This is a genomic window from Armatimonas sp. (assembly GCF_043757465.1).
Classification (GTDB): domain Bacteria; phylum Armatimonadota; class Armatimonadia; order Armatimonadales; family Armatimonadaceae; genus Armatimonas.
Genome location: NZ_JAYVPL010000125.1, coordinates 1 through 15608, shown reverse-complemented (window position 1 = coordinate 15608; position 15608 = coordinate 1). Strand labels below are relative to the sequence as shown.

General features: G+C 59.7%; 17 protein-coding genes and 1 pseudogene. 5 read left to right on the top strand and 13 right to left on the bottom strand.

What is annotated here, in order from left to right; translation table 11 throughout:
* Nucleotides 1-89: 89 nt before the first annotated feature.
* Together ACH2ED_RS17360 and ACH2ED_RS17355 are read right to left on the bottom strand one after the other, a co-directional pair.
* Nucleotides 90-485: an amidase family protein gene (locus ACH2ED_RS17360; protein WP_395093860.1), complete on the bottom strand. Its 396-nt coding sequence runs from the start codon at nt 483-485 to the stop codon at nt 90-92.
* A 23-nt stretch (nt 486-508) separates the two neighbouring features.
* Nucleotides 509-2188, bottom strand: a complete 1680-nt coding sequence (locus tag ACH2ED_RS17355) for a hypothetical protein (RefSeq protein ID WP_395093858.1) — start codon at nt 2186-2188, stop codon at nt 509-511.
* Between the two features lie 67 nt (nt 2189-2255).
* Between ACH2ED_RS17355 and rsmG the strand changes: the two genes are divergently transcribed.
* Both rsmG and ACH2ED_RS17345 read left to right on the top strand, forming a co-directional pair.
* On the top strand, nt 2256-2900 hold the full coding sequence (gene rsmG / locus ACH2ED_RS17350) for a 16S rRNA (guanine(527)-N(7))-methyltransferase RsmG (protein ID WP_395093857.1): 645 nt from the start codon (nt 2256-2258) through the stop codon (nt 2898-2900).
* Between the two features lie 3 nt (nt 2901-2903).
* A complete protein-coding gene (locus ACH2ED_RS17345) occupies nt 2904-3719 on the top strand; it encodes a hypothetical protein (protein ID WP_395093855.1) in 816 nt (271 codons plus the stop codon).
* Between the two features lie 14 nt (nt 3720-3733).
* On the opposite strand, the gene ACH2ED_RS17340 is transcribed toward ACH2ED_RS17345, so the two are convergent.
* The 7 genes from ACH2ED_RS17340 to ACH2ED_RS17310 all read right to left on the bottom strand — a co-directional run bounded on the left by ACH2ED_RS17340 (nt 3734) and on the right by ACH2ED_RS17310 (nt 9774).
* Nucleotides 3734-4633: a universal stress protein gene (locus ACH2ED_RS17340; RefSeq protein ID WP_395093853.1), complete on the bottom strand. Its 900-nt coding sequence runs from the start codon at nt 4631-4633 to the stop codon at nt 3734-3736.
* A gap of 4 nt (nt 4634-4637) precedes the next feature.
* Nucleotides 4638-5534: a universal stress protein gene (locus ACH2ED_RS17335; protein WP_395093852.1), complete on the bottom strand. Its 897-nt coding sequence runs from the start codon at nt 5532-5534 to the stop codon at nt 4638-4640.
* A 41-nt stretch (nt 5535-5575) separates the two neighbouring features.
* The gene (gene coaE / locus ACH2ED_RS17330; RefSeq protein WP_395093851.1) at nt 5576-6163 is read right to left on the bottom strand and encodes a dephospho-CoA kinase; all 588 of its coding nucleotides are present in this window, start codon (nt 6161-6163) and stop codon (nt 5576-5578) included.
* A gap of 45 nt (nt 6164-6208) precedes the next feature.
* Nucleotides 6209-7753 (bottom strand): 30S ribosomal protein S1, encoded by a 1545-nt coding sequence (gene rpsA / locus ACH2ED_RS17325; RefSeq protein WP_395093849.1) that lies wholly within the window; start codon nt 7751-7753, stop codon nt 6209-6211.
* An 82-nt stretch (nt 7754-7835) separates the two neighbouring features.
* On the bottom strand, nt 7836-8660 hold the full coding sequence (mutM, locus tag ACH2ED_RS17320) for a bifunctional DNA-formamidopyrimidine glycosylase/DNA-(apurinic or apyrimidinic site) lyase (RefSeq protein ID WP_395093847.1): 825 nt from the start codon (nt 8658-8660) through the stop codon (nt 7836-7838).
* Between the two features lie 103 nt (nt 8661-8763).
* Complete coding sequence (gene bcp / locus ACH2ED_RS17315) at nt 8764-9234, bottom strand: thioredoxin-dependent thiol peroxidase (RefSeq protein ID WP_395093845.1); 471 nt, start codon at nt 9232-9234, stop codon at nt 8764-8766.
* Nucleotides 9235-9237: 3 nt separating this feature from the next.
* Nucleotides 9238-9774 (bottom strand): cob(I)yrinic acid a,c-diamide adenosyltransferase, encoded by a 537-nt coding sequence (locus tag ACH2ED_RS17310; RefSeq protein WP_395093843.1) that lies wholly within the window; start codon nt 9772-9774, stop codon nt 9238-9240.
* Between the two features lie 217 nt (nt 9775-9991).
* Between ACH2ED_RS17310 and ACH2ED_RS17305 the strand changes: the two genes are divergently transcribed.
* The 3 genes from ACH2ED_RS17305 to ACH2ED_RS17295 all read left to right on the top strand — a co-directional run bounded on the left by ACH2ED_RS17305 (nt 9992) and on the right by ACH2ED_RS17295 (nt 13267).
* Nucleotides 9992-11122, top strand: coding sequence for an RNA polymerase sigma factor (locus tag ACH2ED_RS17305; protein WP_395093841.1), 1131 nt, complete (start codon nt 9992-9994; stop codon nt 11120-11122).
* A 182-nt stretch (nt 11123-11304) separates the two neighbouring features.
* The gene (locus tag ACH2ED_RS17300) at nt 11305-12138 is read left to right on the top strand and encodes a methyltransferase domain-containing protein (protein ID WP_395093839.1); all 834 of its coding nucleotides are present in this window, start codon (nt 11305-11307) and stop codon (nt 12136-12138) included.
* A complete protein-coding gene (locus ACH2ED_RS17295; protein WP_395093838.1) occupies nt 12131-13267 on the top strand; it encodes a hypothetical protein in 1137 nt (378 codons plus the stop codon). Before ACH2ED_RS17300 ends, ACH2ED_RS17295 begins: the two co-directional genes overlap by 8 nt.
* Nucleotides 13268-13281: 14 nt before the next feature.
* On the opposite strand, the gene ACH2ED_RS17290 is transcribed toward ACH2ED_RS17295, so the two are convergent.
* From ACH2ED_RS17290 to ACH2ED_RS17275, 4 genes and pseudogenes are all read right to left on the bottom strand, one after another.
* Nucleotides 13282-13602 carry a hypothetical protein gene (locus ACH2ED_RS17290; RefSeq protein WP_395093837.1) on the bottom strand — a complete coding sequence of 107 codons (321 nt, stop codon included), beginning with the start codon at nt 13600-13602 and terminating at the stop codon, nt 13282-13284.
* A 7-nt stretch (nt 13603-13609) separates the two neighbouring features.
* Nucleotides 13610-14911: an MFS transporter gene (locus ACH2ED_RS17285; protein ID WP_395093835.1), complete on the bottom strand. Its 1302-nt coding sequence runs from the start codon at nt 14909-14911 to the stop codon at nt 13610-13612.
* A 3-nt stretch (nt 14912-14914) separates the two neighbouring features.
* Nucleotides 14915-15043 (bottom strand): annotated as a pseudogene (locus ACH2ED_RS17280) (metal-sensitive transcriptional regulator); the annotation flags it as partial.
* A 74-nt stretch (nt 15044-15117) separates the two neighbouring features.
* On the bottom strand, nt 15118-15387 hold the full coding sequence (locus ACH2ED_RS17275; RefSeq protein WP_395093834.1) for a hypothetical protein: 270 nt from the start codon (nt 15385-15387) through the stop codon (nt 15118-15120).
* Nucleotides 15388-15608 lie beyond the last annotated feature (221 nt).

The following is a 15608-nucleotide window of genomic DNA, read 5'->3' as shown; positions in this document are numbered from 1 at the left end:
GCCGAAACCCTAGAAGAAGTGGGCATCCTGAGAGATGCCCACACGTTCCATGCGGTCACGGAGCAAGCTCCGGGGAATGTACCCGTACGCTATTCACTGAGATTTGTCTTCCCAAGAATCACCGCCCCGGCTTTGCGCAGTGCTGCCACCACGGGCGCACCGGCTTTTACTTTTGCCCCGACCAGCGCCAGCGAGCCCGCCGTGGTCTGCATCTTGTCCAGAGTCGCAATATTGTCTTTTATCAGAATTGGCATCCCGTGCAGCGGCCCCAGCGGTTTGCCTGCCGCCCGCTCACCCTGCAAGCGCTCGGCATCTTTGAGGGCATCGGGGTTCAGCTCGATCACCGCCCTCAGCTTCGGGTTCAGCTCGGCGATGCGTGCCTGGTAGAGCTGAACCAACTGCGGCTCGGTGTAGCGTCCAGCCTTGAGCTGCTGACGGAGCTGGGAGAGGGAGACTTCTTCAAGTTCAAAGGGTGCGGAGGACATACAGGCATTTTACCTGAAGCGCCTTAGGGAACGGTTGGCCACTCTTTCCCAATTTGTGCGGCGATAAAGCGTCCCTCGTGGGTCAGAACTTGCCGGAGCTGCCTCTCGATCACACGCTCGCGCAGGGCAAATGCCGTGAGATGCACGGCGTAGGCTAGCGTGAGCACGGCGGCGAGAGGCAGAGCTGTCTGACGAATGCGAGCCGTGAGGGAGCCGCGTTTTTTGAGAGTCTGGAAAGCAACCGTGGCCAGGTAGACAAAAGGCGTGAGCAGCACCAGGACAATCAGCGAGATCTCCCCCTGAATCGTCTGCTTGATAACACTCCACGTGGTGTCCACCGACTCCGAGCCCGAAAGCCCCTGGATCAGCCCACTCAAAGCCATAAAATCGCGACAGTTCCCCAGGCTCTGCCAGGCAGCCCCGCTCAGAATCACCATAAAAGCCGCCACGGCAATCACCGGTGCCAGATGCTGCGTCTTGCGCCCCAGCCAGGGCTGGAGAAACGCAAGCCCTCCTAAAATACAGAGTAAGCTAGCGACACTCAGCAGAGCAAGATTTGCCAACAGCTTCCAGGGTGTCGCAAAGAACGCCGTGCCCCCAAGGACAGATGCATCGGTGTGCTTCACCATCGCACGGCTTTCGTCGCACGCCACAAGCTGCTTCTGCCACCACGCGGCCTCGGCGGCCTGTCCGTTGGCAGCTAAATACGCCAGGAAACGTGTCTCCGTCTCTTTACTCTTTGATTCCTCATCAGCCTTGAGGGCAGGAGCACCGCCAGGTCGGCCCTCGGCCACTCGGATCATGGCCGTTCCTACCAAACTGCCAATGAGTGACGAAGACTGCTCGCGCATCTTGGCTCCAAGCTGTGCGGTGTCGTGGCGGAGCGCCAAGCCCGTTTTGAAGTCACCAGACTGCTCGGCGTGCATGGCCTGCGCCGTCACGACACGCGCCATCCCACGCAGGGCAGCGTAGTGGGGGAAGAGAATACTGGCGTAGACGACCGTTTTTGTCAGCGTATTCTGTGGGCCAAAGAGCAGTTCCGCCCGACGAACGCGGCCTGCTGCCTCGACATCGAGATATTCCTGCCAGCGGGGCTTCTGTGCGGCCCGGTGTAGCGCCGCTCTGGCCTCCGTGTCGTTGTTGAGGGAAAAATGCGCAATCGCGGCCATCGCCGGGAAGTAGGCATTGTCGGGAGCCAGTCGCTCGCCGGACTCACAGGAGCGCAGCATCACGCGCGCATCGTCGGGGTTGGCGCTGCTCTTGGTCGGGCTTGAGGGCGGTGGTGAAGCGAGGAGTTCGTACTGCTCGGCATCATGGCCGACCCCCACCGAGCCGCCGTTTTTACAGGCGATTCGTGCCAGTGCCGCATGCACCGCCAGATTCTCTGGAAACTCGGCCACGAGCTTTTGCAGCGCCCCCCACTTCACCCGCCCCGAGAGCTGCATGGCATTGGCAAGACGAACAGGCAGCTCGGGCGAGTCAGCAGCACGGGTATCGGGCGTGGTCGAGATAGCGGGTCCCATCCCTCCAAACGGCATATCCTCTTGTTTGAGTCCCAGATCCACCAGCATCCGACCCAGAATAGGCTTACCCGCCGCAAGCTGCATGTCAAAACGGAGCGCCGTCCGCGTCAGCGGCACCAGGGACAACACCACAAACATCGCCGCGATTGCGCTCGCAGCCAGCAGGTTCACTCGTCTCATGAGGCTATTAACGCCATTTTCGCAACAATAGTTACGGCCTGACACAAGATACAATGCCAAAATAAATATGGACAAACAAGTATTTCTCGCCGCTCTCAAAACTGCCACCGAGGCCATCAAAGTACCCCTCACCGACGAGCAGGCGGCGCAGTGTGCGCACTTTGCGGCACTTGTGGTGGAGACCAACCAGACTCTCAACCTCACCCGCATCACCGAGCCTGAGGCAATGGCGGTCAAGCACTTCGCGGACTCGCTCACCCTGCTCCTGGCTATCCTGGAGCTGAAACACGGCGCACGGGTCTGCGATGTGGGCACGGGCGCGGGCTTTCCCGGTGTCCCCCTCAAAATTGTCCGTCCGGACTTACAGCTCACGCTCGTGGATAGCCTGCGCAAGCGCCTGAGTTTTCTAGAGAGCGCACTGGAAACTCTGGAAATCCCCAATGTCACGCTCATTCATACCCGCGCAGAGGAACTGAAAAATGCAAGGTTTGATCTGGTCACCGCACGTGCTGTCGCCGCGCTCCCGAAGCTTATCGGCTGGTGTGCCCCCCTCGTCAAACCCGGCGGGCTTTTTGTCGCAATGAAGGGCGTGGAAGTCGAAGACGACGAGGGCGTGGCGGCGAAGTTCGGGCTGACGCTGATCCGGCAGATCGAGCTAACACTCCCTGATCGGGAGTCCTCTCGCAGAAATGTACTTGTCTGGGTAAAATAGCCCATGCTGGTACGCTTGCGAGAGCTAGAACCCGGAATCGCGCAGCGCCTTGATGTGGTGCAGCAGAACCAAAGGGCATCGCCCGAGCGCACGACTCTTGAGCCGATCTGGTCGGTATTCTCACTGCTGTGCTCGCTGGCGATCTGTGCGCTCTATATCCTGGTCTGCTTCCGGGTGGGCGGCGCGGTGGCTGTCTTTTTGCTCTTGCTCTCCCCAGGGATTCTCCTGGCCGCGACAAATGTCTCGCGTGTCCGTGCGCCCCGTCATGTTGGAGCGCACGCCTTGCGTGCCTTGCTTGCAGAGCCGAGTTTGCTCCGTGTCGAGCGGCTTTACAGTGAGGCGCTTCTGATGCTTTTAGAGACTCCCGCCAAGCAACCCGCGCCCCTGCGAGCGCTCCTACTGGACATGAACCAGTTGGTCAAGGCAGACCGGACGATGGCGACCCAGCAGAGCCGTCTCCGAGCCGCCACCGACCCACAGGCGCTCCGTGGGGCAAAGGCCGAGCACCAGCACCTCACCGAGCGGCTCGCTTGTGAGAGCGATCCCGTCGCCCATGCCGCGCTCACTGAGAGCCTGGGCTTGTGTGAAGAGCGCCTCACCCACTTACGTGCACTCCCCCTTCTTCTGCACCGACTGGATGCCCAGCGAGAGCTCCTCTCTCAGGGAGTCGCTCTGGCCCATGCGGCGCTGCTACGCACCCGCACCACCCCGCTCGCACTCATCCCACCGGAGCTGACCACGCTGCGTGCCCGTGTCCGCCAGCTCACCAGCGAGAGCCGCGCCCTAGAAGAGGCCACGCAATCACTCCAAGACTTGTAATGCCTTTCGCATCTCTAGTGGCGCAAAATCAGCACGGAACTCGGGCCGCTGAGCGCCTGGTGGAGCGAGACACTGCCTAGAGTGAGACGCTCTAGCAAGCTATGGCCCTTTGCCCCGACGATCAGTAGATCCGCACTTGCCTGATCCAACGCACGCTCTATCGCCTCATGGATGGGCTGAGTGTAGAGTGCCGTCTCGATACTCACGTGGGTAAGCTCACGCGCCAGAGAGTGCGCAACCGTCTGATTGCGGCGCTCCAGCGCCCTCCGTACCGACGCAGAGACGGAAATTCCGAGTTCAGGGAGCTCCCGATCCACCACCTCAAGCTCTTTCTCCGGTGCCGCCGTCGTCACCAACAAGTGCGAGAGCCCTTGTGGCGCAAAGTCAACCAGGGTCTCTAAGCAACGGTTCGCGTAGTCCGAGTGATCCGTCGCAAACACCGCACGCACCGGCTGATCGTCCGCCTGGAAAAGCACCGAGGGTCGGGCAATCAAGACACTCTGGTGCGCCCCCATCGCCACCCCACGGGCCACACTGCCCGTCAGCGCCGCAGCACTTTCGCTATGGGTGTGCGATGCATTGATGGCAAGCAGCTCCACACGGAGGCTATCGGCACGGCGCAGGAGCGCCTCCGTGGGATGCCCGAACAAAACATCGCCCACGGGATGGGGCTCACCCTCGCGCACAAGTAGCCGCCCCGCGTTCTCCGCAAGCTGACGTGCCTGCCGGTTCTCGGTGCTCACAATTCTTTCGACATCGTCAGGCGTTCTCGCCCCCTCGATACCGTAGCTCAGATAGTCCCCTGCGGAGAGCGTGTGCACCACTTCGTAATGGGCATAAGGAAAGTGCAGCCGCTTGAGCAAAGAGACAACAGGGCCGGGCTGTTGATCCACGCCCACCAGTATTTGCATCATTTCTCTAGGCCCTCATCACCAGCACCGAATACGGTGAGAACACTGACTCACGAAACGACGTGCTCCCCATGGTCAGGCGCTCCAGAAAGCTGTGCCCGTGGGCTCCTAGAATCAGCAGCTCAGAAGCACTCTCTTTCATCGCCTCGGCAATCGCATCGTGTACCGGCAAGGGCGAGATGCGCGACTCAAACGTGGTGAGCATCGGGTGAAAGCACCCACTCAGTTTCTCGATCAGAGCCGTGTTCTTAGCCTCCAGCGTCTCACGCACCGCCTGACTGGGCTCGACAGCCATCTGGGGCAGCATTGGCTCCATCGCGCGAATCCGATCCTCGGGGTAGGAAGTCAGCACGGTAATGTGCTGGATACCCTGGGGCCAGAGCTGCGTCAGTTGCGCCATACAGCGCTCGGAGTAAGGCGAGTGGTCGGTGGCGAGAACGGCCCGGAGTGGGCGCAATTCCTCGCTCTTGCCGCGCGCCAACAACACACTTTGATGCGCCCCAATCACCAGCCCTCGTGCCACACTTCCCGTGAGAAACGCCACAAGCGGCCCGGCAACCGTGCCGTTGATCGCGATCAAGTCCGCGTGGGTTTCATCAGCGTGCACCATCAAGCGCTCGGTCGGATTGCCCATCGCCACCACCGCCTTCGCGCCCAGCCCGGCCCCAACGTCCGCGACCACTTTTTCCATGGCCTCACGGGCGCTCTCTCGATCCTGCTGTGCGATATCAGCGAGCACCGAGGGTGCAATGACCGGATCATACTCCCAGCCCGTGTAGATCGGCGGGGGCACCACATGCACGACATCGGTCTGCGCCCCGTTAAACCGCAGCCGCTTGAGCAGCTCCACAGCGGGAGAGCCCCCCACTGCCATCGCCAAATCCGCTCCCAGTACGATCTTCATTCTTGCCTCCAGAAACAGAGTATAGACCAGAGCGCACGCGTCTAGATCGGCGTTTCGGCAGATTGTGTGATCGCCTGATAGATAGTCAGGACTGCCGCACGGGTTTCCGCAAGCGGCACATCGGTACGCACCACAAAGTCAGCACGGCGTACTTTCTCCTCCGGGTCGAGCTGTGCGGCCAGACGCTGCCGAGCGGCTTCATCGCTGAGGCCACGGGCTTTCAGACGCGCCAACTGCGTCTTGCGGTTCGCCGCCACGGCGATCACCCCCTGAAACCAGGTATCTAGCGTGCCTTCATAGAGAAGCGGCACTTCGTAGAGAAGCAGGCCCTGTGTGGAATCCGCCTGCGCAGCACCAATAGCGGCGCGCATTTGCTGGCGGATCGCCGGGTGCATGAGGGAGTTCAGCTTTGCCCGGGCGTCAGGATCGCCAAAGATTTTGGTTGCCAGCTCGGCGCGCTCAACCGTCCCAAAGAGCTCCAGGACGGCAGCACGTGTCGGGGAGTTTTCGGCCAGCACCGTGCGTGCATCGTCGTCGGCGGAGGCAATCCTCGCCCCGCACTCGGCAAAGAGCTGACTCACGGTACTCTTCCCGCACGCTATTCCACCTGTAATGGCCCAGATATACATAAAAGAAAAAGGCCCCGATGCTCATTGAGCATCGGGGCCTTCGATCTACGCTTCGATCGTTTCGGTTACTTCCGTCGCCTCAGCAACTTCAGTGACCTCAGCGACTTCCTCTTCGACAACGGAGTCGAGCGGCTCGGTGCCGTCAATGTCGGAGAGGTCATCTTCCTCTTCCTCGACACGGCGGCGCTTCTCGCGCTTGCCACCGGCTTTGGTCTTGTTGAACATCTCGCCGAACATATCGCCCAGCGTGAGTCCTCCAAATTGATCGGCGCGGATGTACTGGCGGTAATCGCCACCGCCGCCGCCGCCACCGGAACCACCGCTGCCGCCCCCCTCATCGTCCTCACGACCACGCTTCTTGCGCTTCTTCGGAGCAGTGCCCTCACCCTCGGGGCCTGTAGCGGGCACACGTGGCTCTGGCTCGGCCTCACGGGTAGTCATGGCACGCAGCGAGAGCGTCAGGCGACGCTCCTCGGGGCGAACATCCACCACCTTGACCTGCACCATCTGACCCGCTTCGACCACATCGGAGGCACGGGCAACACGACGGTGCGAGAGCTCACTGTTGGGAATAATCCCTTCAATACCGCCCTCAAGCAGGACAAATGCGCCAAAGGGAACGGGCCTCGTGACCTCACCCTCGACCACATCGCCGGTGCGGTACTTCTCAGCGACACTCTCCCACGGATCTGGTAGAATCTGGCGCATCCCGAGGCTTACGCGGCCTTCATTGGACCCGAGGCGAAGGATCTTAACCTGCACTTCTTGTCCCACTTTAACCACATCCGAAGGATGTTTCACACGCGTCCAGCTCATCTCGGAGACGTGCAGCAGGCCATCAATTCCCCCGAGGTCTACGAACGCACCATAGTCCGTGACGCGACGGATAATCCCGGTGCGTACCTGACCTTCTTCAAGGTTGGAGAGAGTCTCGACCTTCTGCTTCTCGCGCTCCTGCTCAGTGGCGATGCGGTTGGAGAGCACTACTTTGCGTGCGCCCCGATCCACTTCCAGAACCTTGAGCGGGATCTCGGTGCCGACGAACTTATCTAGGTTCTTGAGCTTGCCATTTCCGACATGGGACGCCGGGACGAAGCCGCGGATTCCCAGGTCAACAACAAGACCACCTTTGACACGCTCACTGACCTTAGCCATGACGGTCTCACCGGATTTGAGGCACTCCTGGACACGATCCCAGGCTTTCTCAAAGTCCGCACGCTTCTTGGAGAGCTGAAGGACACCATTTTTGTCCTCATCGAGCACCACCACTAAGATCTCACTCCCGATTGGGAACTCCTCTTCCAGGTTGGCAAGAGGCTCCCGAGAGATCTCATTGGGGCGAATCAGACCCTCTGACTTCGTGCCGACATCAACCAAAATGCCGTCCGAGTCAATGTGGACAACGGTTCCTTTAACCACTGAACCGTTTCGCAGTTCACGCACAGAGTCTTCAAAATCTCTGTCGTTCTTATTACCACCAGGTACATCAATCTCATCGAGCGGTGGCATCTGCTCCACTTCAGTGGCATTGGTCGTGACGGGCGCTTCAGCTACAGCTTCCAGCGTCGCGTCGTTCATATCCTCGGACATAGACTACGATAACTCCCCACAAATACAGCAATTACGCTAGGTAGCTGTACTGTTTTTCATGTTTTCCAGTTTAATAAAGTATTCAGTTTTGGCATGCTGGGCAGAAAGTAGTTCCTCTCCCCCCAAGCTTCATCTTTTTCAGCGGCACGGCGCAACGCGGACAAGCCACCCCACCCCGATTATAAACCGACGGGATATACCGCCCCGCTTGCCCGTAGAGATCCACATAGTCGCCTTGTGTCCCTCCCAGTGCTACCGCTTCGGTGAGTACCTGCCGGATCGTTTCCGCAAGCAGCTCACCTTCCTGACGCACTAGCCCCGCCGCCGCCCGTGTCGGAGCAATACCAGCGCGAAAAAGCGCTTCATCGGCGTAGATATTCCCCACGCCCGCCACTACCTTCTGATCCAAAAGAATCGTCTTGATAGCTACCCGCCTGCCTGCCAGATGCCTTACAAACGCTTCGACATCCCAGCCCGGCTCTAGCGGCTCGTCTCCGAGCTTAGGGAGTGGCAGGGGCTCTGTATCAGCCACCATACGCCACTCTCCCCAGCCCCACATATCATTGTAGTGTAGCGCTTTTCCCTGATCCAGGGTTAAGCTCAACACACCGTATCGCCCCAAGGCCATATCCGCTCTTTGGAGTCGAATAGAGCCACACATCTTCAGGTGAAGGCAAAGAGTAAAAGAGGGAGAAGAGAGGTTATCCACCGCAAGCGGCAGTAGCAGGTATTTCCCGCGCCGATCCGCACCCACAATCCGCTTACCGACGGCGCGATCTCGAAACTCAGCCTCGCTCTGGCCTTTTAGTACCTTTTGGTTAACGATCGTTACCGCGTGAACACAACACCCAACAGCTTCTTTTTCAAGCCCCCGTCGTAGTGTCTCAACTTCCGGCAGTTCCGGCAAACCCTATCGCCACCTGTTCTGCTTTTTCCAGGCACACGTGCGCCTATGAAAGCGGGGCTATTGTACCAGCGTTCACAAGCTCACGTCAAGGAAAATAGGAAAATTACTTCTCGCCGACATAAGCAAGCACTTCCTCAGCATGCCCCTCAGGTTTTACTTTCGAGAAAACACGCTCGACATGCCCCTCAGAACCAATCACAAAAGTCGTTCTTTCAATGCCCATATACGGCTTCCCGTAGTTCATTTTCTGCACCCAGACACCATAGGCCTGAGAAACGGCAGTCTCGGTATCCGCAAGCAACGGAAAGTTCAGGTCAAACTTCCCCGTAAATTTCTCGTGCGCCCCTAAAGCATCTTTGGAGAGCCCGAGCACCACCACACCGGCGGCAGCGAACGCAGCGTTCAGGTCACGGAAGGCACAAGCCTCCACGGTGCACCCTGGGGTGTCATCTTTTGGGTAGAAGAACAGCACGACGCGCTTTCCGCGCAGCTCGGAGAGCGTGATGCTCTGAGTTGTTCCTGAGGCAGGGAGAGTAAAGTCCGGGGCAAGCTGCCCCTCAATCGGTCGGCTCATTGGCTAGTCAAGGTTCCTTTTCCAGAGTATATCGGGCTGGCCTGCGCTCTGATTGGCAGAACGTGCCAGGGCAAAGAGAAGATCGGAGAGGCGATTCAGATAGCGCAACGTCTCCGGGTTGGTCTGCTCTGGCTCGGCATCGCAGAGGCTCACCACGGCTCGCTCCGCTCTGCGCACCAGGGTTCTTGCCAAGTGCAGTGCAGCCGCTAAGGGGGTTCCACCGGGCAGAATAAAATTGCGCAGGGGAGCCAGTCCCGCCTCCAACGCATCTATCTGCAGCTCCAGCCGCACCGTCGCTTCTGGGGTAATTCGTGGGATATCACGGTCCAACGGTGTCGCCAGATCCCCGCCCACCACAAATAAATCAGCCTGAATCCTCTGGAGCCGCTCCGTCGTCCCAAGGGCCGCCGCCACGCCGAGTGCCGCATTGGCTTCGTCCACGCTCCCATACGCCGCAACCCGCAGGTCATCTTTGCGCACCCGCTCGCCGCCATAGAGTCCCGTTTCGCCGGTGTCGCCGGTACGTGTGTAGAGCTTCATCTGCTTCCTAGTATACCCAGCCCCCTGCCCGCCAAAAGTTTTTTGAAAGATTCAGGTTTTAGCGTTAACCAAACTGAATTCACTGCGATCTTATAGTGATGAGACATGACTCCCGAGCATCGTGGTGCGGAGACGCCGATCTGCGATGCTCTTTTTTTGTTGAGTAAGTTTAGAGGGAGCACACCGATTGGAAGGGGAGGAGCAGTACAAGAGCCTCGTGGCCGCATTTGATCAGGACTACCGTCGCCTGGTCCGCCTTTGCGCACGCCTGACCAGCAGCAGTGATGCCGCTGAGGACATGGCGCAAGAAACTCTGGTAGAAGCCTGGCGCAATCGCCATAAGTGGACCGGCAGTGGCAGCCCTTTTGCCTGGCTCTCTCGTATTGCCGTGAATGTCTGCTGGCGCTGGCGCCGTAGCCGTGGCCGTGATTCAGGGCGACGGATAGATGCCTCCGATGATGTCCTTGAGAATACGCTGACCGCCCCCAATTGGCAAGACGGGCTGGAGCAAAACGAACTTCTAGAGCTTCTGGACCGCGCACTCACCACACTGCCCCCCGCTACCCGTGAGCTTTTGGTCGCCAAATATGTAGAAGATACCCCTCTAAGCGAGCTCTCCGAGCGCCTCGGAGCCACGACGGGGGCACTTGCCGTCCGGCTCCATCGGGGAAGACAGGCGCTCCAGGAAGTGCTTAAGTCCCAGTTCAGCGAGGAGGCGGTTGCCTTTGGACTGGCGGAGGCGAGTGAGGTAGGCTGGGTTGATACCAAGCTCTGGTGCGCCCGGTGCGGCACTGCACGGCTCCAGGCTCTCCGCGACTTGCAGGACTGCTTTCTTCTGCGCTGCCCTCAGTGTTATGTCAGCACGGGGCAGTACTTCGAGTCCGTGGATCTTGCCACCCGGGCCGTGCAGCGCATTATCGGAGAGGCACAGGGTTTTCGTACCATCCAGACCCGACTCGATGCCGCCGGGTTCCGCTACTGCCAGCAGGCACTGGAGCGCGGACAGGTTGCTTGTGCCTACTGCAGCAAGCCCGCCCGAGTGAGCTGCCTCGCCCCCGATGCGGGCTTCAAAGCTCTCCCCGGTGAGTATGTTCTCACCCTGCGCTGTGCGCACTGTAGCGCTCCGACACTGGCGATCTCTCTGGGCCGCCTGCTCCTAGGCGCACCCGAAGCGCAGGTGTTCTGGAAAAGCACGCCACGCCTGCGCCGTGTCCCCGAGCTTGCGACGACCTACGAGAGTGCCCCCGCCATCCGTATCCGCTATGAAAATGTGGGGGGCAGTAGCGCACTGGAGATATTTACCCACCGCGATACCTTCCGAATCCTGGGAATCCGCAAGGCCAACTAGCTCTACTTTAAAAGCTTCTCACCCTCAGGATCGGACATTCTGGGATGTCTGCGCATGCGTCGGAGCCAGATGCGGCCCGGCAACGACAACCAGGGCGATCAGCGCAGAGGCAATAGCTCGTGTCATGTAGCATTTGATACCGCAAAGATGCGACAGGAGCAAATCTCGGCTATACTGCGCCCGTGACAATTCGTGAGGAGCTCCTCGCACTGCTGATCTGCCCGGAAACGGGCGCGGCGCTCTCGGGCTGGGATGGTGTCAGCGAACAGGGGACGCTAAAAACCGACGACGGACGCAGCTACCCCGTTACCGATGGCATTGCAAACCTCCTGCCCGACGCTCTACGGGGTGGTCCCGCCGATGATACCGAGGTGGCGGAGAAGCGCTCGGAGATGCAGGCGCGCGATGCCCAGGTCAAGTCCTACGACCAGATGCTAGGGCTGAAGCTCTTCACCTACTACGAGGTTCCCCTGACACTAAAGTTCTTGCCGCTCGAAAGCTCCCACTTCATGCTGGAGGGCGGCTGCGGCACCGGGCGCATGACCCCCACGTTTGCGGAGCGCACCCGTGGCCTGCTCTGTGTAGACTTCTCGCGGGAGTCGCTGCGGGTCGCCAAGACTAAAGTCCCCCCGGCGCTCGCAGATCGGGTACTCTTTGTGCAGGCGGATCTCTCCCGGCTTCCGACGCGCTCCGACGCTTTCGACAGAGTGGGCTCGTTTGGGGTCTACGAGCACATTCCCACACCGGAGGCACGCGACGGCGCGCTGAAGCATCTAGCGCGGGCGTGCAAGTCCGCAAAAGAGGGCGGACGTCTGGCACTCTCCGCGTACCGCTGGGGGCCGCCCATCAGCTGGTCGAGCCAGCGCGAGGGGCATCATCCCGGCGGAATCTATTTTATTCGGCTCACCCAAAATGAGCTTAAGGCGCAGTGTTCACCGCACTTCAGCGTGCACGGCGCGACCGAGGCACTACTCTACTATCACTTGATCTGGGGACAAAAAGACAACCATGGCTAGTGGCTACACACCGGGGCTGACCGTCAGCGCTCGAACAACAATCGTCAAGATCCGTCGCCTACCACTTAAAGGCGAAGTTCTCGTAAAAGCAGACGACTGGGTGCTGCCTGACAGCGCCGTCGCACGGGCCAACCTGCCCGGCATCATGCAGACCGTCAAAGTGGCGTCTCGTCTGGGTGTGGATGCTTCCGAAGTGCCCGAACTGCTGACCATCAAGCTCGGTGACCGGGTCGAGAGGGGCGATCTTATCGCGCGCACCAAGGGGCTCTTTAACAAGTTCTTTATCGCGGATGCCAAGGCCAGCACCTCCGGAATTATCGAGATTATCTCCCCCATCTCCGGCAATGTCGGTATCCGCGAGTCGCCCACTCCTGTGGAGATCACAGCCTACATTCCGGGCCGGATCACGCAAGTTCTGGAAGGCGAGGGAGTTCAGATCACGGCGCACGGTGCCCTGATTCAAGGCATCTTCGGACTGGGCGGCGAGCGACGTGCGCCTCTTCAGATGGTCTCTCAGAGCCCGGATCAGCCCCTCACGGAGAACGATATCAATCCCAGCTTGGCCGGAAAAGTCATCGTGGGCGGCTCCAACATCTCGGGTGCAGCTCTGAAAAAAGCGGCGGATATGGGAGTCGTGGGAATTGTGGTTGGCGGAATTATTGACAAGGATATGGTGGACTACTTAGGCTACGATATTGGAGTCGCGATCACGGGCCACGAGAACATTCCGCTCACGCTTGTACTCACCGAGGGCTTCGGAACCATTGCAATGGCGACCCGCACTTTCAACCTGCTGAAATCCCTAGAGGGCCGCACTGCCGCCATTTCAGGAGCCACCCAGATCCGCGCGGGCGTCATCCGCCCCGAGGTGATTGTCGCGGACGAGACACCGGAGCAGAGTGCCAACCAACAGGACGAAGTGACACTGGACTTCACGCTCCATCCGGGCGCTCCTATCCGCATTATCCGCGAGCCCTACTTCGGTGCTCTGGCCACGGTCACCGAGCTTCCCACCCACCTCGTCCAAGTGGACTCCGGCACCGAGGTGCGCGTTCTGCGCGCCACGCTGAACGCAAGCGGCGAGGAAGTCACTGTTCCCCGCGCCAATGTCGAGATCGTTGCGGGCTAGATAAGCGGCACTTGCTAGGGCTGCTCGGGTTCGGGCAGCTCCAGTGGCTTGCCGCAGTAGATACAGTGCTGGTGACGGCGCTTGGTGCGGTTGCCGCAGTGCGGACATGCGACAATCTGGACGCCGCTGAACTTGCCATCCGCCATCCCATCGCGCAGATCCACCTCCTGAAGCTTGGCAATCACTTCTGTTTCCGTAGCAAGACTCTTGTCGCGGATGAGTTCCGTCAGTGCTGTGCAGATGAGAAACAGGCGCTCCTGATTGGCTTCCAGCTGTAGGATTCGGGCGGCTTCGGGGGACGCCGCGTCAGTGGCGAGGGCAAAATTTTCTAACATCGTGCCCTCAGTGTACCCGCGTTCGGCTTTCACATCGTGCAAGGAGCCCCGCCACGAGCATCACTGCCGCCGCGAGTACGTACGGTGCCTCGGGTCGCCAATCAAAAAGAATCCCTCCAAGCAGAGGCCCCAGCAGGAATCCCACCGAGCGCGCCGCCTGGAGTAAACCGAACATCTCCCCTTGCCGATCTGAGGGAGTCACAGCGCTACAGAGTGCATTTATCGTCGGATTTGCCACGCCCGCCCCAACCGCGTAGAAGGTGCTGTAGGCGAAGAGCCACGCCAGATTCGGAGCAAACGGAGTTAGCCCCAAGCCGATTCCTTGGAGTCCGTAGCCCAACCGTAGCAAGACGACAGGGCGGAGGCGTTTTGTGAGCGATCCGAGGAGGAGCGCTTGAACCAGAACCCCCAGGAGTGCCTCGTAGCCAAAAATCAGACCGTACTCACGAGGGCCGTAGCCGAGCTGTGCACGGATCAGCCGACCAAACGTTCCCTCTAAACAGGCGAGCGCAAACCAGGCCGTGGCAGCGAGAACAAAGAGTGTGGTCAGTGCAGGAATCTCACGAAGCAAGGCCAGGTGTGCGCGGGGACGCTCTGTCATTGCGTTTTTCGGCTGGGGAGCGGGGCTCGTCGGAATCACTAGGGCAAGGGCGAGAGCGGCCAGCGCCGAGAGGCTCGCGGCGCTCATGCCCAGCAGAAAACTCCCCCCCATATGCGAGAGCCAGCCCCCGATGGCTGGCCCCAGGATCAGCCCGCTCGTGGTCGCAGCACTCAGTCGTCCCAGGGCAGCGGGGCGTGCCGCTTCCTCATGAAGTGCCGCCATTTCGGCCTGGGCAAGGGCGATATTCGCCGCGGCCAGCCCCGCGACAATGCGGCTTACCAGAACGAGCAGGTTACTTCCCGCCAGCCCATAGAGCACGAACGAGCTCGCGGAGAGAGAAAAACACAGAACGAGAGGAAGCTTGCGCCCCCGCCGATCACTGAAGGTCCCCCAGAGTGGAGAGACCAGTGTCTGCACAAGAAAATAGGCGGCAAGGATCAGGCCGATCAGCCAGCCGCGTGCGCCGAAATCCTCCAGGCGCGTCTGGACATCGGGCAGAACGGATCCAAAGGCCGCAAGGTCGAAGAAAACCGCGCCAAGGAGCACAGCCTCTACAGAGCGAGTTCGCTTTCCTGAGTAACTCACGTTATCGCCCACGGACTTTGCAATGGGCAGACTCTCGCCCGTGAGAAGGGACTCGTCCCCCGAGGAGCTACCGCTCTCCACGATGCCATCCACGGGAATTTTCTCACCGGGTCGCACCAGCACCTAAGCGATCTGTGTCAAGATATCCACGCAGTAGCGCTCCTCCTCAACCATACGCTGGATACCCGCCACCTGGCCCGCAGTCCGGTTGAGGCGCTGGGTTCGTCTTTTCTGAGCATCTTTCTGGCTTCTCATGAAGAGAAGTATACCCCCACCGGGTATACCTGTCAAACGAAAAACGTACTTTTTCGTGGCCGCGATATGTGCTCCTACTTATCCTTCATTTTGGTCATGTCGTGCCCCATCATGCCACCTTTGCCCTTGCCCATCATGCCGCCGTCTTTCATCATGGGACACTGCATCATCGAGTTTTTGTCGCCACTTTGCATGTGCTCCATCATGTGGCCCATCATCTTTTGGTGGGAGCTACGTTGCGCCATCAGTTCCTTGAGCTTGGCATCCTGGGCTTTGTTGGAGGCCTGCATCTTCTCATGCATCTGCATCATCATTTTGCAGTGCTCGGGCATCTTCATCGCCATGCCACTCTTGGCGGCAGGCTGCTGTCGAGCGACTGTCGGGGGATCAGGAGCAGTAGGGTTCCGTTTGCTGCGGGTTCCCTCTATCTTCCCTTGTATAGTCTATTTTTATTTATCCCGAAAACTGTAATCCGGGCGTTTTTCTGGACACTTTAGCCGCCGCCAAATAGGGGTAGCCCTCCACTAGCAGGCGGTACTATAACGACCAGAAAGACAGATATGTC

What these genes read in the sequence shown, in the direction of transcription:
- rsmG (WP_395093857.1), top strand. Translation starts at nt 2,256, where the DNA reads ATGGACAAACAAGTATTTCTCGCCGCTCTCAAAACTGCCACCGAGGCC.
- ACH2ED_RS17275 (WP_395093834.1), bottom strand. Translation starts at nt 15,387, where the DNA reads ATGGCGATGAAGATGCCCGAGCACTGCAAAATGATGATGCAGATGCAT.
- bcp (WP_395093845.1), bottom strand. Translation starts at nt 9,234, where the DNA reads ATGAGCCGACCGATTGAGGGGCAGCTTGCCCCGGACTTTACTCTCCCT.
- ACH2ED_RS17345 (WP_395093855.1), top strand. Translation starts at nt 2,904, where the DNA reads ATGCTGGTACGCTTGCGAGAGCTAGAACCCGGAATCGCGCAGCGCCTT.
- ACH2ED_RS17340 (WP_395093853.1), bottom strand. Translation starts at nt 4,633, where the DNA reads ATGATGCAAATACTGGTGGGCGTGGATCAACAGCCCGGCCCTGTTGTC.
- ACH2ED_RS17310 (WP_395093843.1), bottom strand. Translation starts at nt 9,774, where the DNA reads ATGAAGCTCTACACACGTACCGGCGACACCGGCGAAACGGGACTCTAT.
- coaE (WP_395093851.1), bottom strand. Translation starts at nt 6,163, where the DNA reads ATGTATATCTGGGCCATTACAGGTGGAATAGCGTGCGGGAAGAGTACC.
- ACH2ED_RS17295 (WP_395093838.1), top strand. Translation starts at nt 12,131, where the DNA reads ATGGCTAGTGGCTACACACCGGGGCTGACCGTCAGCGCTCGAACAACA.
- ACH2ED_RS17335 (WP_395093852.1), bottom strand. Translation starts at nt 5,534, where the DNA reads ATGAAGATCGTACTGGGAGCGGATTTGGCGATGGCAGTGGGGGGCTCT.
- ACH2ED_RS17360 (WP_395093860.1), bottom strand. Translation starts at nt 485, where the DNA reads ATGTCCTCCGCACCCTTTGAACTTGAAGAAGTCTCCCTCTCCCAGCTC.
- rpsA (WP_395093849.1), bottom strand. Translation starts at nt 7,753, where the DNA reads ATGTCCGAGGATATGAACGACGCGACGCTGGAAGCTGTAGCTGAAGCG.
- ACH2ED_RS17290 (WP_395093837.1), bottom strand. Translation starts at nt 13,602, where the DNA reads ATGTTAGAAAATTTTGCCCTCGCCACTGACGCGGCGTCCCCCGAAGCC.
- ACH2ED_RS17355 (WP_395093858.1), bottom strand. Translation starts at nt 2,188, where the DNA reads ATGAGACGAGTGAACCTGCTGGCTGCGAGCGCAATCGCGGCGATGTTT.